Origin of the sequence: Arsenophonus sp. aPb (assembly GCF_029873475.1) — a bacterium.
Classification (GTDB): Bacteria; Pseudomonadota; Gammaproteobacteria; order Enterobacterales; family Enterobacteriaceae; genus Arsenophonus.
Genome location: NZ_CP123499.1, coordinates 720385 through 744644, shown reverse-complemented (window position 1 = coordinate 744644; position 24260 = coordinate 720385). Strand labels below are relative to the sequence as shown.

The 24260-nt window shown below is 38.3% G+C and carries 20 protein-coding genes; 9 read left to right on the top strand and 11 right to left on the bottom strand.

Going from position 1 to position 24260, the window contains the following annotated elements:
• Window positions 1-44: 44 nt before the first annotated feature.
• The 5 genes from pyrG to dgt form a co-directional block, all read right to left on the bottom strand.
• Window positions 45-1682 (bottom strand): glutamine hydrolyzing CTP synthase, encoded by a 1638-nt coding sequence (gene pyrG / locus QE177_RS03180; protein ID WP_280551297.1) that lies wholly within the window; start codon window positions 1680-1682, stop codon window positions 45-47.
• 224 nt (window positions 1683-1906) lie between these two features.
• Window positions 1907-2698 carry a nucleoside triphosphate pyrophosphohydrolase gene (mazG, locus tag QE177_RS03175; RefSeq protein WP_280551296.1) on the bottom strand — a complete coding sequence of 264 codons (792 nt, stop codon included), beginning with the start codon at window positions 2696-2698 and terminating at the stop codon, window positions 1907-1909.
• 72 nt (window positions 2699-2770) lie between these two features.
• The gene (relA, locus tag QE177_RS03170) at window positions 2771-5005 is read right to left on the bottom strand and encodes a GTP diphosphokinase (RefSeq protein ID WP_280551295.1); all 2235 of its coding nucleotides are present in this window, start codon (window positions 5003-5005) and stop codon (window positions 2771-2773) included.
• Between the two features lie 13 nt (window positions 5006-5018).
• Complete coding sequence (gene rlmD, locus QE177_RS03165) at window positions 5019-6359, bottom strand: 23S rRNA (uracil(1939)-C(5))-methyltransferase RlmD (RefSeq protein ID WP_280551294.1); 1341 nt, start codon at window positions 6357-6359, stop codon at window positions 5019-5021.
• Between the two features lie 548 nt (window positions 6360-6907).
• Window positions 6908-8434 carry a dGTPase gene (dgt, locus tag QE177_RS03160; RefSeq protein WP_280551293.1) on the bottom strand — a complete coding sequence of 509 codons (1527 nt, stop codon included), beginning with the start codon at window positions 8432-8434 and terminating at the stop codon, window positions 6908-6910.
• 121 nt (window positions 8435-8555) lie between these two features.
• On the opposite strand from dgt, the gene mtnN reads away from it, so the two are divergent.
• Window positions 8556-9269 (top strand): 5'-methylthioadenosine/S-adenosylhomocysteine nucleosidase, encoded by a 714-nt coding sequence (mtnN, locus tag QE177_RS03155; RefSeq protein ID WP_280551292.1) that lies wholly within the window; start codon window positions 8556-8558, stop codon window positions 9267-9269.
• Between the two features lie 79 nt (window positions 9270-9348).
• On the opposite strand, the gene erpA is transcribed toward mtnN, so the two are convergent.
• The gene (gene erpA / locus QE177_RS03150) at window positions 9349-9693 is read right to left on the bottom strand and encodes an iron-sulfur cluster insertion protein ErpA (RefSeq protein WP_280551291.1); all 345 of its coding nucleotides are present in this window, start codon (window positions 9691-9693) and stop codon (window positions 9349-9351) included.
• Window positions 9694-9910: 217 nt separating this feature from the next.
• Here erpA and hemL point away from each other — a divergent pair, with 217 nt between their 5' ends.
• Window positions 9911-11194, top strand: coding sequence for a glutamate-1-semialdehyde 2,1-aminomutase (gene hemL / locus QE177_RS03145; RefSeq protein ID WP_280551290.1), 1284 nt, complete (start codon window positions 9911-9913; stop codon window positions 11192-11194).
• A gap of 64 nt (window positions 11195-11258) precedes the next feature.
• Here hemL and mrcB read toward each other — a convergent pair whose 3' ends face one another.
• Entirely contained in the window at window positions 11259-13736 is a 2478-nt protein-coding gene (gene mrcB / locus QE177_RS03140; protein WP_280551289.1) for a bifunctional glycosyl transferase/transpeptidase, read from the bottom strand.
• A gap of 310 nt (window positions 13737-14046) precedes the next feature.
• Here mrcB and sfsA point away from each other — a divergent pair, with 310 nt between their 5' ends.
• The 5 genes from sfsA (at window position 14047) to folK (ending at window position 18504) form a co-directional block, all read left to right on the top strand.
• A complete protein-coding gene (sfsA, locus tag QE177_RS03135; RefSeq protein WP_280551288.1) occupies window positions 14047-14751 on the top strand; it encodes a DNA/RNA nuclease SfsA in 705 nt (234 codons plus the stop codon).
• Between the two features lie 195 nt (window positions 14752-14946).
• Window positions 14947-15402 carry an RNA polymerase-binding protein DksA gene (dksA, locus tag QE177_RS03130; protein ID WP_280551287.1) on the top strand — a complete coding sequence of 152 codons (456 nt, stop codon included), beginning with the start codon at window positions 14947-14949 and terminating at the stop codon, window positions 15400-15402.
• 62 nt (window positions 15403-15464) lie between these two features.
• Window positions 15465-16367 (top strand): tRNA glutamyl-Q(34) synthetase GluQRS, encoded by a 903-nt coding sequence (gene gluQRS, locus QE177_RS03125; protein ID WP_280551286.1) that lies wholly within the window; start codon window positions 15465-15467, stop codon window positions 16365-16367.
• A gap of 314 nt (window positions 16368-16681) precedes the next feature.
• A complete protein-coding gene (pcnB, locus tag QE177_RS03120; RefSeq protein ID WP_280552199.1) occupies window positions 16682-18022 on the top strand; it encodes a polynucleotide adenylyltransferase PcnB in 1341 nt (446 codons plus the stop codon).
• Window positions 18023-18024: 2 nt separating this feature from the next.
• Window positions 18025-18504 carry a 2-amino-4-hydroxy-6-hydroxymethyldihydropteridine diphosphokinase gene (gene folK, locus QE177_RS03115; RefSeq protein ID WP_280551285.1) on the top strand — a complete coding sequence of 160 codons (480 nt, stop codon included), beginning with the start codon at window positions 18025-18027 and terminating at the stop codon, window positions 18502-18504.
• Window positions 18505-18779: 275 nt separating this feature from the next.
• Here the strand turns inward: folK and QE177_RS03110 are convergent, their stop codons facing one another.
• Together QE177_RS03110 and QE177_RS03105 are read right to left on the bottom strand one after the other, a co-directional pair.
• The gene (locus tag QE177_RS03110) at window positions 18780-19550 is read right to left on the bottom strand and encodes an ABC transporter permease (RefSeq protein WP_280551284.1); all 771 of its coding nucleotides are present in this window, start codon (window positions 19548-19550) and stop codon (window positions 18780-18782) included.
• Window positions 19547-20491: an ABC transporter ATP-binding protein gene (locus tag QE177_RS03105; protein ID WP_280551283.1), complete on the bottom strand. Its 945-nt coding sequence runs from the start codon at window positions 20489-20491 to the stop codon at window positions 19547-19549. Before QE177_RS03105 ends, QE177_RS03110 begins: the two co-directional genes overlap by 4 nt.
• A gap of 164 nt (window positions 20492-20655) precedes the next feature.
• Here QE177_RS03105 and can point away from each other — a divergent pair, with 164 nt between their 5' ends.
• Window positions 20656-21309, top strand: coding sequence for a carbonate dehydratase (can, locus tag QE177_RS03100; RefSeq protein WP_280551282.1), 654 nt, complete (start codon window positions 20656-20658; stop codon window positions 21307-21309).
• A 58-nt stretch (window positions 21310-21367) separates the two neighbouring features.
• On the opposite strand, the gene hpt is transcribed toward can, so the two are convergent.
• Together hpt and cueO are read right to left on the bottom strand one after the other, a co-directional pair.
• Entirely contained in the window at window positions 21368-21904 is a 537-nt protein-coding gene (hpt, locus tag QE177_RS03095; RefSeq protein ID WP_280551281.1) for a hypoxanthine phosphoribosyltransferase, read from the bottom strand.
• Window positions 21905-22025: 121 nt separating this feature from the next.
• Window positions 22026-23606 carry a multicopper oxidase CueO gene (gene cueO, locus QE177_RS03090; protein ID WP_280551280.1) on the bottom strand — a complete coding sequence of 527 codons (1581 nt, stop codon included), beginning with the start codon at window positions 23604-23606 and terminating at the stop codon, window positions 22026-22028.
• A 234-nt stretch (window positions 23607-23840) separates the two neighbouring features.
• Here cueO and QE177_RS03085 point away from each other — a divergent pair, with 234 nt between their 5' ends.
• Complete coding sequence (locus tag QE177_RS03085; RefSeq protein WP_280551279.1) at window positions 23841-24194, top strand: YacC family pilotin-like protein; 354 nt, start codon at window positions 23841-23843, stop codon at window positions 24192-24194.
• Window positions 24195-24260 lie beyond the last annotated feature (66 nt).

Sequence of the window (24260 nt, the reverse complement as noted above, 5' to 3'; positions counted from 1 at the left end):
AAATTTCAGCTAATGGTAACAAATTAATACCATTAACCCATATCTCATTTCAGCTGGCCTTGCTGATATTCCTTCGCAGCTTTGATAAAACCAGCAAATAAAGGATGACCATCCCTAGGTGTCGAAGTAAATTCAGGATGAAACTGACAAGCTACAAACCAAGGATGGTTAGGATCCTCAATAATTTCCACCAGCTTATTGTCCGCCGAGCGTCCTGCAATACATAAACCAGCTTCTTCAATCCGCGCTAAAAGCATATTATTGACTTCATAACGGTGGCGATGCCGCTCCATAATTGTGTCGCTATTATATAACTCACGGACTTTACTGCCTTTCACTAAATGGCATAATTGGCCACCTACTCGCATCGTACCACCAAGATCACTCTTCTCATTGCGAACTTTAATATTACCACTGTCATCAGACCATTCTGTAATTAAAGCAACAACCGGATAGGGACAATCTGGCGCAAATTCTGTCGAGTTTGCCCCTTCCATGCCCGCAACATGACGAGCATATTCAATCAGGGCAACCTGCATTCCCAGGCAAATACCCAAATATGGAATATTATTTTCACGTGCGTAACGTGCCGCCATAATTTTTCCTTCGACACCCCGTTCACCAAAACCACCTGGAACTAGGATAGCATCAAGTCCTTTTAGTAGCTCACTACCACGTGCTTCAATATCTTCCGAATCAATCAGTTTAATATTTACTGTTAAACGATTTTTTAAACCGCCATGTTTTAACGCTTCAATAACCGATTTATAAGCATCAGGTAACTCTATATATTTACCTACCATGCCAATAGTTACCTTACCTACCGGATTAGCTTGTGCATCAACAACCTGTTCCCATTCAGACAAATCAGCGGCTGGGCATGCAAGTTCAAATTTTTCACAAATATAATCATCTAACTGTTGAGATTTCAATAATGCAGGAATTTTATAAATTGAATCAACATCCTCTAATGAAATAACCGCTTTTTCCGGTACATTGCAGAAAAGCGCAATTTTTGCCCGTTCATTAACAGGAATAACACGATCAGAACGGCAAATTAACACGTCCGGCTGAATACCAATAGAAAGAAGTTCTTTTACCGAATGTTGAGTCGGTTTGGTTTTAACTTCACCCGCAGCAGGTAAATAAGGTACTAAAGTAAGATGCAAGAAAAGAGTGTGTTTACGACCAACATCAACAGCTAATTGGCGAATCGCTTCCAAAAAAGGTAAAGATTCAATATCGCCCACTGTGCCACCAACTTCAACCAAAACGATATCGTGACCTTCTCCGCCACGAATAATCCGATTTTTGATCTCATCGGTAATATGAGGAATAACTTGAATAGTTTTGCCTAAATAATCACCACGACGCTCTTTACGTAATACTTCAGAGTATACGCGACCCGTTGTGAAATTATTACGGCGTGTCATTTTAGTACGAATAAAACGTTCATAATGCCCCAGATCAAGATCAGTTTCTGCACCATCTTCGGTAACAAAAACTTCTCCATGTTGGATTGGGCTCATCGTGCCTGGATCAACATTAATATAAGGATCCAGTTTCATTATGGTAACATTCAGTCCACGGGCTTCAAGTATAGCAGCCAGAGAGGCTGCGGCAATGCCTTTGCCCAGAGAGGAAACTACCCCGCCGGTTACAAAAATATAATTTGTTTTCATGCTGAACCTGAAAATTTAGGTGTAAAAGACGATGAATATAACAGGACGGGAAAGCAGTATACCCTAACCTTAAATCTGCTACAAATGTTCTTAGCCTATTAAGGTTAATTTTCATCAATAATCTTTTAATATCAAGAATTAGCTTTCGTCAATTCCTTGCAAAAAATAGCTGATCGATTATAACATCCTAACTAATATTTAATCCATTCAGCTAAAAACAATAATCACTCATTTTTAATTTGTTGCCAAAGTTTTTCCATTTCATCTAGTGTAGCATTTTCTAATGAATCGCCTTTGTTTAAGATCAGTTTTTCTACTTGGCGAAAACGGCCTTCAAATTTACGACACGCTTTTTGTAATGCTAATTCTGGCTCATGGCCAAGATGGCGCGATAAATTAACCACCGCAAAAAGTAAATCACCAATTTCTTCTTCAATACGCGACGAGCTCGGTGCAGGCTTATTTATTTCTGCCAAAACTTCTTCAATTTCTTCATGTACTTTGGCCAATACTGGAGCAAATTTATCCCAATCAAAACCAACAGTTGCACAGCGTTTTTGCATTTTATTGGCTTTCATTAATGCCGGCAGGACTGGTGGAATATCATCTAAAATAGAATGCTGGTTTTTTGCTGCTCGTTCTTTGACTTTATTTTTTTCCCAATCATAGTTTGACTTATCGCTCTTTACGAGTAATTGCCCAGCAAAAATATGGGGATGACGTGATATTAACTTTTGACTCACGATTTGGCAGATTTCATTAAAATCAAATAATGCTTGTTCTTTTGCAATTTGGGCATAAAAGACAATATGAAACAGTAAATCACCCAATTCTTCTTTTAAAGCAGCAAAATCTTGTCGTTCAATTGCATCTAGAACTTCATAAGTTTCCTCCAGCGTATAAGGCGCTATTGTGGCAAAAGATTGCACTTTATCCCATGCACAACCATGCTCAGGATCGCGTAACTGAGTCATAATCAATAACAATCGTTCTATTGTACCTGAGTCCGTTTGCATGTTATTTCCATCCGAAGTTAATAAAGATCAAAAACCAATTAACGCACCGCTTGCTAAAACATAATGTAATACTTACGACTTAATACAACGTTTAGCCTCGAATACATCAGGAAGTTGATTCAATTTCGCTAAAATACGGCCTAAAACGGGTAAATTATAGATTTCAATATTCATATCAATAGTCGCCAACTGTTGTTTAACATCACTACGACTACTAACACTTAAGACATTTACTTTTTCATTAGCAAGAATAGTCGTGATATCTCTCAATAATCCACTCCGATCATTAGCAATAATTCGCAGGCCTAATGAGTAACCACTAGAGTAGTTTTCCCCCCAAATAGCATCGACTATTCTTTCTGGGGCATGCAATTGTAGCTCAATCAGTTGCTCACAATCGATGCGATGGATCGAGATACCTCGACCTTTAGTAATAAAACCAACAATATCATCACCAGGAATTGGCTGACAGCAACGAGCAATGTAGTGCATTAAGTTGCCAACACCTTCTACAACGATGCTTCCACTCTCCTTCACTGGCAAGCGGATAGCAGATATTTTATCTTCCAACGTCTTTAAAGCAGCGCGATCAGCTTCTTCAGCAGTGGTTTGACTAAATTTATTCTGTAAAAAATTTACCAGTTGATTAATACGAATATCACCTACGCCAATACCAGCAAGAACTTCATCTAACGAGTTAACGTTGTAGCGCGTTAATAACAACTTTTCAGCCTCTTTTAAACTTACCGCCAGATGATTAAGTTCATTATCTAATATTTGTCGCCCTGCCTGGATATTCTTATCACGATCCTGCTTACGAAACCAATTGTGGATCTTAGCGCGAGCACGGCTTGTGGTAACGTAGCCTAAATTTGGATTGAGCCAGTCACGGCTAGGGTTTGGATACTTTTGCGTGATAATTTCAACTTGATCTCCCATCTGTAAATGATAACTAAAAGGAACAATTCGGCCGCTGATCTTAGCGCCAATACAGCGATGGCCAACATCACTATGAATATGGTAGGCAAAATCAAGTGGGGTTGAGCCAGCTGGTAAATCAATAACATCACCTTTAGGGGTAAAAACATAGACTCGATCATCGAAAACCTGGCTACGAACTTCATCAAGCATTTCCCCTGAATCAGCCATCTCTTCCTGCCAGGCTATCAATTTTCTTAACCAGACAATACGATTTTCATAGCTACTCTCTTTGCCCGTTATTACTGCTCCTTCTTTATATTTCCAGTGAGCTGCAATGCCTAATTCAGCATCTTCATGCATTTGTCGAGTCCGGATTTGTATTTCAATCGTTTTACCATTTGGCCCTAATACCACAGTATGAATAGATTGATAGCCATTCGGTTTAGGGTTAGCAACATAATCATCAAACTCATCAGGTAAATGACGAAAATGGGTATGCACAATACCTAATGCAGCGTAACAGTCTTGTAAACGTTCAACGATAATACGCACAGCGCGAACATCAAAAAGTTCATCAAAAGCCAGGTATTTTTTTTGCATCTTTCGCCAAATGCTATATATATGCTTCGGACGGCCATAAATTTCTGCTGTAATACTTTCCTCTAACATAAAGTGTCGCAGTGACGAAACAAAATCATCAATATATCGTTCACGATCAATACGTCGTTCATGAAGTAATTCAGCAATCTTTTTATATTCATCCGGGTGTAAATAATGGAAACAGAAATCTTCTAGCTCCCATTTCAATTGCCCAATGCCTAAACGGTTGGCCAAAGGAGCATATATATTTAAGCACTCTTTTGCTGCTAAGACTCTTTCATCTTCGGAGCGTTCCCTTACCTCACGTAAATAGGCAATACGTTCCGCTATCTTAATCACCACGCAACGAAAATCTTCTACCATGGCGAGCAACATCCGGCGAATATTATCTACTTGGCTAGAACTCTTTTCGCCTAATTGGTTAGCATTCAATTGGCGAATGGCGTCCATCTCCATCACACCTTTAACCAAAGCGTGAATAGATTTACCAAACTCAATATCAATAATTTCCTCAGTGACAATTTTGGCATCAACTAGGGGAAATAGCATTGCTGCACGCAAACTATCGAGATCCATACTTAATGTTGACAGGATTTCTCCCATCTCGATCCCACGCCAAAGCAGTAATTGACCATTTTCATAGTGCTGAACTTTACTATGGCAGTAATGCCAAACTTCAATTAATTTTTGTTCTGAGTCATTAGTGGTAAGTTTGAGACTAGCAACCCATTTATCAATGGCAAATTCGCCTGCAGATGTCAAATGAGCGCTTCTAATTGCAACCATAATCTTTCCTTGCCTATTTGCTTGAATCGCGACAAAAAAGTGCCATAGACTCAAGATGACTAGTATGCGGAAACATATCTAACATCCTGACACTTATAAGTTGATAACCGGCTGTAAGTAATTGTTTACTATCTTTTACTAATGTCGTTGGGTTGCAGGAGATATAAACAACCCGTTCTGGCTTAAACTTGATAATATGTGACATTACGCCTATAGCACCCGCGCGTGCAGGATCTAATAAAATTTTGTTAAAACCCATTTTTGCCCAAGGGTGGCAACCTATGTCACGCTCAAGATCAGCTTGATAAAACTCAACATTAGTTAATCGATTTAAACTAGCGTTATAACGCCCTTGCGCTACCAATTCAGCAACGCCTTCAACACCAACAACCGAATGAACATGACGTGCGATGGGTAAGGTAAAATTACCCATGCCACAAAATAGATCCAAAACCCTATCTTTCGACTCAAGCGCTAACCAATCCAACGCTTGAGCAACCATTTTTTTATTGATTTCGGGATTTACTTGAATAAAATTTTGCGGATCAAATGTCAATTTCACATTCTCAATAGAATAATAAGGATCACTATCATTACTTGCTGAACTAATAAGTTTAAGCCGATTGGCACTATTGTCGATCAAATAAACATTGAGATTATAGCTTCTGGCAAAGGCAGTTAATAACATTTTATCATCAGTAACTAACGGTTTAAGATGACGTAAGATAACACTAACACCGTTATCCGCATTAACAAGCTCAACATGTCCTAAGTGTTTAACTGCTGCCAATTTGTTTAAGCAGTCAGCAACAGGCAGTAATAATTTTTCTAGTTCTGGTTGTAATACAGGACACATTTTCAGTTCTACCAATACATTTGATTGGCTTTGGCGAAATCCCATTCGTAAGCGACGTTCTGACTGTTGATAGTGGAGACCAAACCTCGCTCTACGACGATATCCATACTCACTACCTGCGATAACCGGCAATGATTTTACTGCTCTTCCCGTTTCACGTTGAAATAAATATTCTAACCTACTGACTTTAGCCGCACGTTGAAGAGTTGACGTCACATGTTGTTGTTGACAACCGCCACAGATGCCAAAATGACGACAAAAAGGTGCCACCCGATCAAGGCTATCAGTCAATCGTTTGCTCACTTTTGCTTTGGCAAATTGTCTTTTCTCTTCCGTAAGTTGAATTTGTGCTTGCTCACCTGGAAGTAAATTAGTAATAAAGATTGTTTTTCCTTGATAATGCGCGACACCTTGGCCATGAGCATCAAGACTTTCAGCTATTACTGTCAAATTATCGGGCTTAACTTTACGCTGCCTGGAAGAATAAAATTGTACCATATCATTAAGGTGTAAAATTTTGTTAGTCTATTAATTAAAGAAACTGCCATCTCATATATTGAGGAAAATTAAATTTGCTTTATTCATTTTCTCAATGAGAGATGAAGAATAGTATCACATCTCAAAGCAATTGATGTAAATTATCTATCATTAAATGTTCGTTGTTTGTAATTTTAAGGAATAAAATAAGAGATCTTTTTATTTTTGTAAAAAAATAAAAATAAAAAACAATGTAATAAATTCTCAAAAATAAAATAAACCAATATAATATTGTCAAATAATGTTATAAATTTATAACATAATAAAGTCTATTAAGATCTCACTTTCTAAATTATGTTATAACTAATTTGTTACTAATTTCTAATAATAAATATTAACAAAATCACTTTAATAATATAAATAGAAAAATTTAAATGACGATTGTCTTTAAAGTCAAAATGTTTTCACTTAACTGATTTTAGCTGTGTATTTAATTAATATGCATAGTCTAAAGCATTGCTTAAAATATTTCCCAATATATATATTCAAACAATGCTTATTTTCATTTTTTAATTTTTCACCGTAAATTTTCGATATTCTTGATAAGCATAATGATCTGTCATACCACTAATATAGTCTTGTATAAGACGAGCACGATAATAAAATTCTAATATATCTTTTTCTGTCTCATCAGTAGTACAAATTCCTTCAATGGCTTCACCATAAGCCAAACAATGTTTAGTTGATAATTTATGCAATAGACGTGTTTCAATAAAATATTTCTTGTGATATTTATCTTGATAAAGCTGAATAAAATCAGCGCGTGGCATTAATAATAAAGGGCGATAAAAGTTTAGTAAGCCACTAATTATTCGATAACCTTGTAATTCTAATTGTTCAACTTCAGGATGGGTAAATACATGTTTATAGGCAACGCCTTTCAATACCTCCAATAGATGATGTTCATCACTTTTATCTTCCAATAAGGCACTATTAAAACTTCCTGCATAAATTTCAGCTAAATGTTTAATAAAGCGATGAGCACTATAGGAAGCCAATTTACTGATAATATTAACTCTAAGATACATAAAAAATTGATCTTGCTTACTACGCCTTGTTTCATTGTGATTAATACTTTTATAAGCTTTTTCTACCGTCTGTTCAAATAAGTCACCTTTGGCTTTTTTACCTGTTTCCAACCAACCTTGTCGTAAATATTCCAACAACTGATCAACACTAAAAATACCTTTTTCGACCGCATCATCTAAATCAGCAATACAATAAGAGATATCATCTGCGGCTTCCATAATATAGCAAAGGGGGAAACGGCAATATGGTTCCATATCCAATTGGATATATAACTCTTTAATAAAACTATCTTCTGACCAAAAATAACCCGGTTTTTTGGTCAGATAATCAAAATCTTTAGGAATTTCATCCAGTTGATAAGCACCTTTAGTATATTTTAAGATTGAGCCAATTTGAGCATAAGTCAGGTTCAATTTTAATAATTGATGGATCATCCTAAGTCCCTGGGCATTACCCTCAAATTGACAAAGATCTTTACGCAATTGGCAACGCAGCAAATCTTTGTTAGGTTCATTTTTTAACTGGAGAAAATTAATCTGGCATTGATCGCTAGCCTTTGATTTATTAGAAATAAATTCAGCGTCAAGTAATGTTGAAAACCAGCTCTTAATGGCAGCTTCACCAAAATGACCAAAAGGTGGGTTACCTATATCATGCATCAAACACGCCATTTCTATCAAACTTTCAAACGCATCAAGGCGCTCAGAGAGACCATAAGTTGCCAGTAATTTCTTTTTTTTCAATTGACTGATTACGGTCTTTGAAATAAAACGACCAATTTGCTGCACTTCTAATGAATGAGTTAGACGACTGCGAACCGCAGCATTTTGTTCTAAAGGAAAGACTTGAGTCTTCTGTTGTAATCGACGTATGGCTGCAGAATTAATAATGCGTCCTCGATCGCTTTCAAATTGACGATTAACTTGTTCTTCATTCTTTGTATCAACATTGTAATCACTATATTTACGCAGAAAATTGAGCTTTTGCCTAAAATCAATCTTGGACATTTCCCCTCCTGATGATGAAATATCCCCAGCTAATGGGCACAGTTAACTTTTTTTTGTTTTCAATGTTACAATGGCACGGATCTGACAACATGTCTAATTAATCAACAGTGAGTATGACACAATGAAAGTTGCGATAATAGGTGCAATGGAGCAAGAAGTGGCATTATTGCGTGAGCAAATTGATGCTCAGTCTGCATTGTCACGAGGTGGCTGCGAAATCTATTGCGGAAAATTTAATGATCTTGATATCGCATTATTAAAATCAGGCATTGGTAAAGTTTCGGCGGCTATAGGAACAACCTTACTAATAGAACATTTTGCGCCTGAAATTATTATTAACACTGGCTCCGCCGGCGGATTAGTGCCTACTTTGCAGGTTGGCGATATCGTGGTTTCCAGCCAAGTTTGCTATCATGATGTCAATGTCACTGCTTTTGGTTACCAACCAGGCCAAATGGCACAATGTCCGGCTACATTCAATGCGAATAAAAAATTGATAGAACTGGCCGAAAAATGTATTGAAAAATTGGATTTACATGCGATCCGCGGTTTGATTTGTAGTGGTGATAGCTTTATTAATGGCGCTAAAGAGTTAACCTATATTCGCCAGACTTTCCCTGCTGCTATCGCGGTTGAAATGGAAGGTGCTGCAATTGGTCATGTATGTCATCAATTTGGTATCCCATTCGTTGTTGTGCGTGCAATTTCTGATGTCGCTGATAAAGAGTCTCATCTCTCTTTTGAAGAATTTTTGCCTGTCGCGGCTCGTCAATCAAGCTTAATGGTGCAAACAATGTTGGCAAATTTAGCTAACTCAAGCCAAAGTAGTGAATGAGCTATTAACAGCCATTTCGGCAAGCCAAAATAGAGCCTCATACTAAGGGTTACTAATTACCCTTAGTAAGGTTAAACGATTAAATACTAAATGAAGAACCACAACCACACGTTGTTTTCGCATTCGGATTGGTTACCACAAACCGTGACCCTTCTAATCCTTCAATATAATCAACACAACCACCAACCAGATACTGTAAACTCATAGGATCAACGATTAATTCCACGCCTTGCTTTTCAATCGTTAAATCACCTTCATTAATTTTATCATCAAAGGTGAAACCATATTGAAAACCACTACAGCCTCCGCCAGTAATATAGACGCGCAAACGCAAATTGGGATTTTCTTCATCCGCAATCAACGCTTTAACTTTATTTGCTGCAGCATCAGTAAACTGTATAGGCAATGCAGTATCATTACTCATTTCTAACTCCAGGCCGACATGCCAATCAATAGACACAGGAAGCAACAATACTTCACTGGACAAGGGGCAATTATCTAACAGCCGGCCAATTGATTCAAGATCCAGCCTAAATTAACTGATTTAAAAAAATTCCCCTAAATTTGCTGTTTGGTTTACTAGCAATACTACTTTAAGATATGCAAAAAATTTCTGCTGGACAAATGCTTGGAGTTATTTAATGAGTCAATCTGAAGCACTTTACTTAAAAGCTAAAAAATTTATTCCTGGCGGTGTCAATTCACCCGTGCGGGCGTTTAATGGTGTTGGCGGCTATCCACTATTTATTCAGCGAGCTAACGGCGCTTATATTTATGATGTTGATGGCAAAGCTTATATCGATTACGTCGGTTCTTGGGGGCCAATGATTTTAGGTCATAACCACCCTATAATTCAGCAAGCAGTCATTCAAGCGGCAGAAAATGGCCTGAGTTTTGGTGCCCCGACCGCTATTGAAGTAAAAATGGCAGAAATTATTAGTCAACTTATTCCATCCATCGAAATGGTTCGTATGGTAAATTCAGGCACAGAAGCCACAATGAGTGCCATAAGGCTCGCTCGCGGCTATACAGGGCGGGACAAGATTATCAAATTTGAAGGCTGTTATCATGGACATGCCGACTGCCTTTTAGTTAAAGCGGGCTCAGGTGCTTTAACCATCGGCCAGCCTAATTCTCCTGGCGTCCCTGTAGATGTTGCCAAACATACGCTTACCTGTACATTTAATGATTTAGATTCTGTACGGCAAACTTTTGCACAATATCCGCAAGAAATCGCTTGTATCATTGTTGAGCCAGTAGCAGGCAATATGAATTGTATTCTACCGGAGGCTGAGTTCTTGCCCGGGCTACGCACATTATGTGATCAATTTGGCGCACTACTGATTATTGACGAAGTCATGACCGGCTTTCGAGTTGCCTTAGGTGGTGCGCAAGCACATTATCAAGTCAAACCTGATTTGACCTGTTTAGGCAAAATAATCGGCGGTGGGATGCCTGTTGGCGCATTCGGCGGCCGCCGCGAACTGATGGAAAAACTCGCGCCAATAGGGCCAATTTATCAAGCTGGCACATTATCAGGCAACCCATTAGCGATGGCTGCAGGCCTAGCTTGCCTAACTGAAGTCGCTAAACCCAATACTCATAAACGCTTAACAGAATTGACGACACAACTTGCTAACGGTTTGCAAGAAAAAGCGCAACAAGCGGGTATTCCGTTCATTGTTAATCATGTTGGCGGCATGTTTGGTCTATTTTTTACCCAAGCACCACAAGTTAACAGCTATCAAGATGTCATGCGATGTGATATTGAGAAATTTAAGCAATTCTTTCATTTAATGTTAGACGAAGGCGTTTATTTAGCCCCTTCTGCATTTGAGGCGGGTTTCATGTCCATTGCGCACAGTCATGAAGATATTGATCGCACAATTAAAGCGGCAGAAAATGCGTTTAACAAGATGCAATAATTATTTTTAAACCATAAAAACCGGCGCCAATTTTTTAATTCAGCGCCGGTTTACTTGCTTTTTATTACTGTCCAAACATCTCTTTTACCCAAGCGGGCGCATCATTACTATTTGTCTGCTGTTCATTTAAATTCAAGTTTGGCTTCAACGATTGTATCCCTAGCTGACATAATGCTTGGGGATCCTCGGTCCATACTGGCAAAATGCGATATCCACCACCTACGCAGTTAAAACTGCCATCGCTATTGACGCGCATCTGCGTAATTCCTTCTGGTGGGCGATTATCCAATGCTAATGGAGTTTGGTTTTCTAAATAACGACGATATAGTTGCAATGCACCACTTGCACCAGTAAGATTTGTCGGTCCATTATTATCACGACCGGCCCATGCGATTGCCACTTCCTTACCATCGATACCGGCAAACCAACTATCGCGTAGATCATTGGTTGTGCCCGTTTTACCAGCTAAATGATATTGAGCAAATTTATTCATTAATGAACGAGATGTTCCTCGCTCAACCACTTGTTGCATACCATAAAGTGTTAGATAAGCTGCTTGCGGAGAGACCGCCCGCTCGGCAGATGGATAACTTTGATAAAGCTCATTGCCATCACCATCAATCACAGAGCGCAATGCCGATAAGGACGCTCGATTGCCACCACCACTGATGGTTTGAAACATTTGCGCCGTTTCCACTGGCGTTAAGTTCAATGCCCCTAATAACATAGCGGGCACTTTTTCTATCGCATCACTTGGCACGCCAAGACGTACCAATACTTTACTAACCTGATCCAAGCCAACGCTTAAGCCAATATTTACCGTCGGGATATTCAACGAACTGGCCAAGGCATCAATTAACATGACCTGCCCCCGAAAGCGGCGATCATAATTTTTCGGCTCCCATATTTGGTTATCAAATTTGACACTAATTGGTTCGTCAGGTACCCAGGTATTTAAACGAAAACGATCCGGTTCACTTAATGCGGTGAGATAAGTCGAGGGTTTAGCCAATGAACCAATTGAGCGGCGAGCATTTAACGCTCGATTAAAACCAGAATATTGTGGTTGCGAGCCGCCGACCATAGCGCGAACTTCACCGTTAATACGGTCAACGACTACCATCGCACCTTCAAGATCAGGCAACTTACGTGTTTTACGTAAATCGGCTATCCCCTGTTCTACGGCATTTTCAGCCGCTTGCTGCGAGACCGGATCTAAGGTAGTAAAGATCTTAGCACCGGAAAGGTTATTTACTTTATCTCCCAATTTTTCAGCTAATTCTTGCCTGACGAGCTGCATAAAAGCGGGTTGAGGTGTTAAAACACCACTTCTGGATTTAACGCCCAAAGGACGAGCACTCAATATATTATACATTTCATGATCGATAATTTGGCGTGTTTCCAACAGCTTTAACACTAAATTACGACGCTCAAGGGCCAGTTTAGGGTTACGCCATGGGTTATATAGTGACGCGCCCTTCACCATACCGACTAATAATGCTTGTTGATCAATACTCAACTCATCGATTGGACGACCAAAATAATAGAGGCTGGCAAGAGGAAAGCCCCGAATTTGCTCATCGCCACTTTGGCCTAAATATACTTCATTTAGATAAAGTTCAAGAATACGTTCTTTGCTATAGCGAGAGTCCATCAAAATCGCCATATATGCTTCATTGGCTTTACGTATTAACGTTCTTTCATTACTCAAAAATAAGTTTTTAACTAATTGCTGGGTTAACGTACTACCACCCTGAACGGTCTTACCGGCCATTAAATTAGCAATAACCGCACGTCCAATAGAATAAATACTGACGCCATCATGCTCATAAAAATGCCGGTCTTCAGTTTCAAGCAATATTTTGACTAAAGAATCAGGAAAATCTTCTCTCGGCAAGACTAAGCGTTGCTCATTGTTAGCCGATTGCATCATCGTGATAAGTTTTGGATCAAGCCGAAAAAAACCAAATGAACGACCATTTTCCATATTAGTAATATTGGTGAGGCGAGCTTGTTCAAAACTTAATTTAGCTAAAATTTGTTCTTCTCTTTGATCAGGAAAGGAAAATGGCCGGCGTAACATCTCAATCGTATTATTTTTAACAATATACTCACCAGGTAAAGTAATTTTATTTACCTGACGATATTGCATGCCATCTAATAATCGGATCATCTCTTCTTTACTGTAATTCATCCCTGGTTCAAGATTAACCATTCGACCATAAACAGCTGCCGGTAGATCCCAAACTTTTCCATCAAGACGTTCACTGATTTTCTGATATAAATAGATACCATAGACACCAATTAATAGTGCCAAGACGATAGCAATTTTGACAAACAACCAAAACCAACGCCATCTATTATTTTTAGCTGGCCGAGACTTATTGTCTTTATTTGCCATTAGTTCTTCTTCCTCGTTGTCATCAATATCTTCATACTCATAGTTGCCTAAGCGATTATTTTGCTGAGATTTTGATTTTTTACCAGTGGGCTTTTTCTTAGATCTGCGCCCAATAGGTTCATAATTATCTTTGTCAAACATGGTATAAAATTAATCTTTATTTACTATTAGTTTATTATTAGCCCAAGATTTTAATCATAACTTATAGATATTTTTTTCATATATCTCATTAAAATAGTATTTTTATCATAATTAAATAATCAACATCCTCTACATAGTAGTTTTATACCCTGATGATGACCGTTATTATCACTCTCCAATTTAGTGAACACTATCTATCCACCAATTTACATTACATGTAAAAGCAACAATTATTAACTTTTTGCGCCAAACATTGTAGCATTGCTGTTGTCTTTAACCGCATCTATTATTACGACCGGAGTAGCTACCAATGTATCGGTTTCCACCACTAAAATCAGCCCAATTAGTAAAGCGTTATAAACGTTTTCTCGCTGATGTTATTACACCATCAGGTAAATTACTAACCATTCATTGTGCCAATACAGGCGCCATGACCGGCTGTGCAACACCTGGAGATACGGTTTGGTACTCAACATCAAATAATTTTAAGCGAAAGTATCCCCATAGCTGGGAACTGACGCAAACGCAAACTGGCGATTGGATTTGTGTTAATACACATCGAGCAAATGATCTTATTAGTCAATTTGTAGTAGAAAATAAAATTCCGGAATTATCCGAATATGATAATATTAGCCGAGAGGTGAAATATGGCGACGAAAATAGTCGTATAGACCTTCTACTAACCAAAAAACAGCATGTTAATTGCTATATTGAAGTAAAATCAGTCACCTTGCTAGAAAACAATATCGGTTATTTTCCTGACGCTGTTACAATCAGAGGGCAAAAACATTTACGTGAACTATCCTTGATAGCTGAACGAGGCGAAAGAGCAGTTTTATTCTTTGCCGTACTTCATACTGGTATAAAGAAAATGTCCGTTGCAAGCCATATTGATTCTCATTATGCTGCGCTCTTAAAGCAAGCAACGAATTTTGGTATTGAAATACTTTGCTATCAGATTAAAATATCAGAAAAATGGCTATCAATGGATAAAAAAATACCCTTTATCCAATAAACCAAGCTATTATATTCTTTTAGGTGAAATTCGTTTTACTTACAAAAAAGGCAGATAACACGCGCATCACCCTGATACAGTAAAACGAATTGTAAGAACCATTGCTAAGTATGGAGTGTTCTGTTATTTATAGCGACCTTAGTTTTTCCCCCTTGAGGGGTTCTTTATGAATATTGCGTGTGTAGGAGAAGCATTATGCAAGAAGGGCAAAAACCTAAAACCTCGTCCTTAAGCATTCTCGCCATCGCTGGGGTAGAGCCCTACCAAGAAAAGCCAGGCGAAGAGTACATGAACGATACCCAATTGGGTCATTTTAGGGTTATTCTCGAAGCATGGCGCAATCAACTCAGAGATGAAGTCGACCGCACTGTAACTCATATGCAAGATGAAGCAGCCAATTTTCCTGACCCTGTTGACAGAGCGGCACAGGAAGAGGAGTTTAGCCTTGAGTTACGTAATCGCGATCGCGAACGTAAGTTGATTAAAAAAATCGAGAAGACAATAAAAAAAATTGATGATGAAGATTTTGGTTATTGTGAAAGCTGTGGGGTTGAAATTGGTATCCGCCGCTTAGAAGCTCGTCCAACAGCTGATTTATGTATTGATTGCAAAACATTAGCTGAATTACGTGAAAAACAGATGGCGGGTTAGCCAATAATCTTACACCAATAAAATAAGGTACACAGAAGTGTACCTTATCCTTTTGATAATCAATGAGTAATTCAATAATTACTAACGTTCCACCCTATATTGGACGCTTTGCACCATCCCCAACAGGTGATCTGCATTTTGGCTCGTTAGTTACAGCGCTTGGTAGCTACCTACAAGCCAAAAAAAAACAAGGAAAATGGTATGTCAGGATTGATGACATCGATAGCGCTAGAGAAGTGCCAGGGGCGGCTTCGCGCATTTTAAAAACTTTAGCGCATTATGGCTTACATTGGGATGGTAAAATCATCTATCAGTCACAACGGCATGATCTTTACCATGACACTTTAGCACAGCTAAAACAGTGCTATGACTGCTACTATTGCCGTTGTACACGCCAACGTATTAATGCTATCGGTGGTTATTACGACGCACATTGTCGCAATCTTGGTTTATCTTCTGCAGCAGCAGCTTTGAGAATAATCCAGTCAAAACCGGTTTACAGTTTTTATGATCAATTACAAGGTGATTATGTAGCGCCTCGCGCTTTGGCTGAAGAAGACTTTATTATTGTGCGAAAAGATAATCTATTTGCTTATAATCTTGTTGTCGTTATTGACGATCATGACCAAGCTATTACCGAAGTTTTTCGTGGCGCTGATCTCATTGCACCAACCGTTAGACAAATTTCTCTCTATCACCATCTCGCTTTTCCAGTACCCGATTATGTGCATTTACCTTTAGTATTAAATCGTTCTCATAATAAACTTTCTAAACAAAATCATACCCCGCCGCTGCCGATGAACGATCCGAGACCTATTTTAATTGATGCACTAAATTTTTTATCACAAACAACTATTATTAATTGGCAAGACCTTAGTACTGAACAATTACTGAGCCAAGCTGTACAAAATTGGCAACTAGATAGCATTCAACCAAACGGCAGAATTGTTACAAATTATGATTAATCAGCAATTTTTATCCTACTTAGGCATTCTCAAAAAAAATCCTATAAGATATGATTAATTATTAGTATTTATTTTTTTAACTAGAATCGCATTAGATATCGAGGTGTATTATTTTTACCCGGGTAGCCAATTTCTGTCGTAATTTATTGATACGAGAAGAAAAAAATAATCGAAGTAAACAAAAATCTTATGATAGTTCTGCGACCGACACTAAGTCCAAGACTAAGGTAAAAGCTTTACTAACAAAAAGATATCGGAGTACGAAAAGCATTAAAAGTACTCAATTAGCAGATAAATCTACACCTGCATCTGCTATAAATACTTCAATAGCCATAATTCCACGAGATAAGCATCCTATCTCGCGAAGAGACATCAGTGACAATGCACTGAAAGTTCTTTATCGTCTCAATAATGCTGGCTATGAAGCCTATTTGGTCGGTGGTAGCGTCAGAGATTTACTATTAGGTAAAAAACCTAAAGACTTCGACGTTACGACAAACGCGACACCGGAACAAATTCGCAAATTATTTCGTAACTGTCGTTTAGTCGGACGCCGTTTCCGTTTAGCACATATTATGTTTGGTTATGAAATCATCGAAGTCGCTACTTTCCGTGGTTCTCATGAACAAACTGATACTAATAATAAGGATATGGCTCACCAAGCACAAAGTGGTATGTTACTGAGAGATAATATTTTCGGTAACATTGAAGACGATGCCATTCGACGCGACTTTACCATCAATAGCCTATATTACAGAATTAACGATTTTACCCTACGTGATTATGTGGGTGGATTTGAAGATTTAAAAAACGGTATGATTCGCTTAATTGGTGATGCCAAAATTCGTTATCGAGAAGATCCCGTTAGGATGCTACGCGCTATTCGATTTGCTTGTAAACTAAATATGCAAATCGATGCCGAAACTGCCAAGCCTATTCCACAACTGGCATATTTGTTAAAAGACATTCCATCGGCACGTCTATTTGAAGAGTCGCTCAAATTACTTCAGACTGGTCAAGGTTATCAAACCTATCAACAATTAAAACGTTATAATCTCTTTCAATCATTATTTCCGCTAGTTGAACGACACTTCACCGCCAATGATGATTCACCGATGGAGCTTATCATTAATCAGGTGCTGCAAAATACTGATTATCGAATAAAGAATAATAAACGTGTTAATCCGGCATTCTTATTTGCCACTATGTTATGGTACCCACTGGTAGAACATGCAGAAAGGCTTTCTCAGGAAAGTGGCTTACCCTATTACGAAGCCTTTGCTATTGCAATGAATGATATCCTTGATGAGCAATGCCGCTCTATCGCTATCCCTAAACGGCTTACTTCAATAATGCGCGATATCTGGCAGCTACAATTGCGACTACCAAGGCGCCAAGGGAAAAAAGCCGATAAACTATTAGAACATCCAAAATTTCGCGCTGCGTTTGATTTGCTAGAACTACGCGCCAACGTAGAGCAGCGGCGGGAATTAGAAGAGCTGGCTCATTGGTGGGCTGAGTTTCAACAAGCAAATAATAGACTACAACAAGAAATGGTCTCGGAGTTAGGTAATATACCGACTCATCGTCGTAATTGGTCGCATCGCCGAAATCATACTAACCGTAAACCGATAAAAAACAACCGAGTTAATTAAAGATGGAGCGTGTTTATATCGCCATTGGCAGCAATCTAAATGACCCTTTACAACAAGCACAAAGTGCCATTAGAGAATTGCATCAATTACCCAATACCAAGCCGGTTATTATTTCTTCTTTCTATCGCTCTAAACCTATGGGGCCGCAAGGCCAACCTGACTATCTCAATGCCGTTATCGCGTTAGATACTGAGTTATTGCCCGCAACCCTACTTGAACATACCCAATCGATTGAATTAATGCATGGTAGAACTCGTAAAGCCGATCGTTGGGGGCCAAGAACTCTCGATTTGGATATTATATTATACGGCCAACAAATTATTCAGACAGCACATTTAACTATCCCCCATTATGGCCTTAAAGAACGGGAATTTATGCTTTATCCGTTAGCAGAAATTGCCCCAGAGCTACGCTTTCCAGATGGTGAATTGCTTAGTGATAGATTGCTGCTAGTTGCTCAAAATGGGCTAACTTTATGGTAACTTAGCTAATAATTCTATTGGCAATATGAATATGTTAACGCGGGTATTTGGCTGATGCTTTAAAATCTAAATAACTTAGCGGCGATAATACAGGAAAAAATGGGGGTTGACCACATGACCGCAGCCATTGCAAACTCTTAGCATTCGCCAAAACCAACAACTACTATTAGAAAAAACAAAAAATTTATAACGGCTAACATAGCGATAATACAGCAGAAGCGCTAAAAAATAGCGCCAATCCGATCCTATATATTTATCACACTATACGTGAATAATTATGTTCTTAATCCTTGTCCTTTTTCAATTAAGTGCCACGTTATGGCATATAAAATAACAATAAAAATCACTAATACTGATAAGGTAATCGATATTGCAACATCACTGATGCCAAGAAATCCATAACGTAATCCGCTGATCATATAGACGATCGGATTAAGTTTAGATACCATTTGCCAAAACTCTGGCAAAAGAGACAAAGAATAAAAAACACCGCCTAAATAAGTTAATGGTGTTAAAACAAAGGTAGGAATAATACTAATATCATCAAATGTTTTAGCAAATATCGCATTCACTAACCCAGCTAATGAAAACAAAATTGCCGTCATTAATACGGTAATAATTACCATCCACCATGAATAAATATGTAATGGAACAAAAAATAGCGAAACCAGGGTAACCAACAGACCAACCAATACTCCTCGCGCAACCCCACCGCCAACAAAACCCATTATGACAATATGGGTAGGAACGGGTGCAACCAACAATTCTTCAATACTTTTTTGGAATTTTGCCCCAAAAAAAGAGGAACAAACATTGGCATAAGCGTTTGTGATCACCGACATCATAATCAAACCAGGAACAATGAACTGCATGTAATTCACGCCATCCATATTGCCAATTCTTGCACCAATTAAATGACCAAAGATAATAAAATAGAGTGACATGGTGATCACCGGCGGTAGTAAAGTTTGTACCCAAATACGCGCAAAACGTGTTATTTCTTTGATCCAGATGGTTTTCATCGCCACCCAGTAGAGCTGAATCATCTATTTTCTCCTTGCTTTATCGATAGTGGATGCTGTTTATTCATTAAACCAACAAATAACTCCTCCAAACGATTTACTTTATTACGCATGCTTGTTATCTGTATCCCTTGCTCAGCAAATTGGCTAAATAAACCATTTAGACCTTGATCGCGAAGTACATCAACTTCTAAGGTTGAAGTATCCACTAGCCTGAATTTATAACCCTCTAATGTAGGGATAGCACTCTTTGGTGCCAGATCAAAAATAAATGTCTCTGACTCCAACTGATTGAGTAGTTTTTTCATACTGGTATTCTCAATCAATTCTCCATATTGAATAATACCAATATTTCGACACAACATTTCCGCTTCTTCCAAATAATGGGTCGTTAAAATAATGGTGGTACCTTGCGCGTTTAAGGTCTTCAAAAAACTCCACATTGAACGACGCAGTTCAATATCGACTCCTGCAGTGGGTTCGTCCAAAATTAACAGTTTGGGTTGATGCATTAATGCACGAGCAATCATCAATCGCCGTTTCATGCCTCCGGAGAGGTCTCGTGCAGGCTCGTCGCGTTTATTCCACAAAGCCAGTTGAGAAAGATACATTTCTGCTCTAGATAAGGCTAACGAACGCGGAACGCCATAATAACCCGCTTGATTCAGCACTATCTGTATTACTGTTTCAAATGGATTAAAATTGAATTCTTGAGGCACTAAACCCAACTGGCGTTTTACATTCACCACGTCTTTATCAAGATCGTAGCCAAATACTCTCACTTTACCGCCCGTTTTATTGACTAATGAACTGATAATACCAATTGTCGTTGATTTACCTGCACCATTAGGTCCTAATAAGGCATAGAAATCTCCCACCTCAACCTGTAAATCAATTCCGGTTAATGCTTTCACACCACCGGGATAGGTTTTTGTAAGCTGGAGCAGCTCTAAAGCATAAGTCATAAAAAACCTTTCTTATCTATTTTTATTCCACATATGATAATAAATCACACCATTAGTAATCTTTTTTCAATTAAACTATAACTAACAGCGAGTAAATATTAAAAAATAAATTGATGTTGTATATGATTATTATTGCAGTTAACCATAACTAATCCACGTGAATTATGATGAAAAAAATTAAACAGCTGTTTGAAAACAATCTACAGTGGTCAGAATCAGTAACCAAAGAAAATCCTTCTTTTTTTAAAGAATTAGCAAAATTTCAAAATCCACATTTTCTGTGGATAGGCTGCTCTGACAGCCGCGTACCTGCTGAAAAATTAACTAAAGCAGCGCCTGGTGATCTATTTGTCCACCGAAATGTCGCTAATTTGGTGATCCATACTGATTTAAATTGCCTGTCAGTCATACAATATGCTGTTGACGTACTAAAAGTCGAACACATTATCATCTGTGGTCACTATGGTTGTGGTGGTATTGAAGCCGCTATTGATAACACAGAACGAGGGCTGATTAATAACTGGCTACTACATGTCCGTGATATTTTGTTTAAACATAGTGCAATCTTAGGTGAGCTTGCACCGCAAGAACGGGCAAATCGCTTATGTGAACTCAATGTTATTGAGCAAGTTTATAATCTTGGCCATTCGACAATAATACAATCTGCCTGGCGGCGCAGCCAAAACGTCATTATTCATGGCTGGGTCTATGGTATACAGAATGGCAGACTCAATGATCTTGATGTTACGGCTAATAGCCGTGAACAGCTTGAAATCACCTATCGGCAAGCTATTGCTAAATTAAGCCAGCAAAAATAAGCACCGCAAAAAATCGAACTAACGTTCGATTTTTTCATTCAATAAATAACACTACCACTTAATCATCTAGTAAAATAACATGCCCAATATAGGGTAAATGTCGATATTGCTGTGCATAGTCGATACCAAAACCCACAACAAATTCATCTTGAATAGCAAAACCTGTCCATTCAACAGGAACCTCTACTTCACGTCGAGAGGGTTTATCTAATAACGTACAAATTGCGACAGACTTAGGGCCACGTAATTTTAGGATTTGACGGACTTTTTTTAGCGTATTACCTGAATCAATAATATCTTCAACAATCAGAATATGCTTGCCGCGAATATCTTCATCTAGATCCTTAATAATTTTTACATCGCGGCTTGAAGTCATGCCATTGCCATAACTTGATACCGTCATAAAATCGACTTCATGAGGGATATCAATTTTACGACATAAATCAGCCATAAAAATAAAAGAGCCTTTCAAAAGACCAACCAACACCAACTCATCTTGCAATGATTTATAATGTTCAACAATCTCTTTTGCCATCTCATCAATACGTTGTTTAACATCCGCTTCTGAGATCATGACTTCTACAATTTGTTTCATAACTTTAGGTATTCATATTCATGGAAGTAAAAACCTTAGATTCTAACATAAGGGCAATAAAGACGCGATAAAATGCCCTCATCCAATATTGATTAACAACATAAATAAAGAAGTTAATATTTTAGCTAACAGAGAAACTGGCCATCATGCCCGTATCTTCATGCTCTAATAAATGACAATGCGCCATATAGGGATGTACCTGGGTTGCGATATGATCAAACTTTACCAATACCTCACTGATATCACCATCAACCCGCACAGTATCTTTCCAACCTTGTCTGTGGGAAGCCACTGGTTGTCCATTCTCTGTCAAGATCCTAAATTGAGTTCCATGTATATGGAAAGGATGTAACATCATGTCACCTCGACCGGATATGATCCAGCGTTCATACTGGCCTTTTGCAACATTAAATGCCACCTCCGTCATGGAAAAAGGTCGGCCATTAATACTATTAGCATGGAGAAGATTGAATGATTGATTCATCATCGGCGCTTGCTGATGATTATGCATCGCATGCGCCCCATTTTCCTTCATCATATTGCTATGACCATGCATATTCATCCCGGCCAAAGCCTGTTCACCATACTGTTTTCTAAGCGCCATCATACCTTGCATATCTAAACGTGCATCCATCATTAAATGCAATTGACGCTGTTTAATGCCAGTCAAATCAGGCAATGAGGCAATAGAAGCTAAACTGTCAGGTAAAAAAGTCTCTCTTGCGTTTAATCCTGGCTCAATGTGCAATACAGCTACGGGTTGATCAAAAGGCGCTATTGTCATTCCCATTTGTTTGACTGGCAAGGTAACAATATCAAACGCTTTACCATTCGAGGCATCAACTAGTACCTCAAAACGTTCAGCACTTATCATCGGTAATTGATCGACGGCAACAGGTTCATTTAATAGCCCACCATCACTAGCAATAACATACATTTTTCGCCCATCACTGGTTGCCAGGTTTAGACTTCTGGCATTACAGCCATTAAGAAAACGTAAACGTAACCAACCCTTAGGTGCTATATGTTTAGGTAATACCACGCCATTAGTTAACATAGTGTTACCAAACCAACCAACAGCAGCACTCATTACATTAAGTTGATAATCTATCTGCCCTGCACGATTTAAACGTTTATCCTGCAAAATAACGGGAATATCATCGATACCCCATTGATTTGGCAATTTTTGTAATTGGCTATGTTCATCCTCAATTAATACTAAACCCGCCAACCCCATGGCAACTTGATAACCCGTTTTACCATGAGGGTGCGGATGAAACCAACAAGTTGCCTCGGGTTGGTTAACGGCAAAATTAACCCTTCTTACCACATTAGGTTTAATTACCGCATGAGGACCACCATCAGCTTCACCGGGGATTTTTAGCCCGTGCCAATGCAATGCGGTAGCCTCGGATAACTGATTGTGAATATCAATAGAGACACGTTGGCCTGATTTAAGCTTGATTGCTGGACCTAACAAGGATCCGTTGTAACCCCATGTTACAGCTGATTTTGCGGGTAAAAATTGCGTTTTACCTTGAGTAACCCGGATGGTAATTTTGCCATGCTTATCCGGCCATAATAATGCTGGAATAGGTAAACAAGGATATTGCGTTGCAGATAATGCAGCGCGACTCCAAGTTGGTAATAAGCTTACCGATCCCATTGCCGCTGCCAATTTCATAAAATCCCGACGCAACATAGCTTGCTCCTTTATAATTAAACCCTAATAAGATAAGGTAAGGTATAAATGTAAAATGGTAGAAAATAGATAATTTCACTAAAATATAGAGGTTCCACTTACTGGAAGGTCAAGCCAATATTTTTTTATGTAATATGACGATATATTTATCTGCTTTTCTGAAAAATAGGTATACTTCATCGTTCTATTAGTATTAATAGAATAAATTGACATTTAAATTATACAACTAACTAAATGCGTAAAATTATTTTTATTTCACATATAGCCCTGCTTTTTTGGTTTATTTTTTCAACCAAAGCATCTGCTCTATCAAGCAATGAAACAGAAAATCTTGCTGATTTAACAGCAGTTTATATATTTTTAAAGCATGATTGTGGTTACTCACAAATTCCTGATCGTGAAATTGAAAGAGCAATCCTCTATTTTGCCCAGAGTAATCATTGGGATCTAAGTAATTATGACAAACCTACCATGGCAAAATTAAATGAAGAGCGTTATGATGACTTAAAAAAAATTCCTATCCCCCGTAAAAAGAAATGCCGGGTGCTTGCCGATGATGCTTTAGCATTATTTGCTTATGTAAAATAAATACTTTCTTTCATGCACTCTGATAAGAAATTTCTAACTTATCATTGAAACGAAAAAAATTATTAG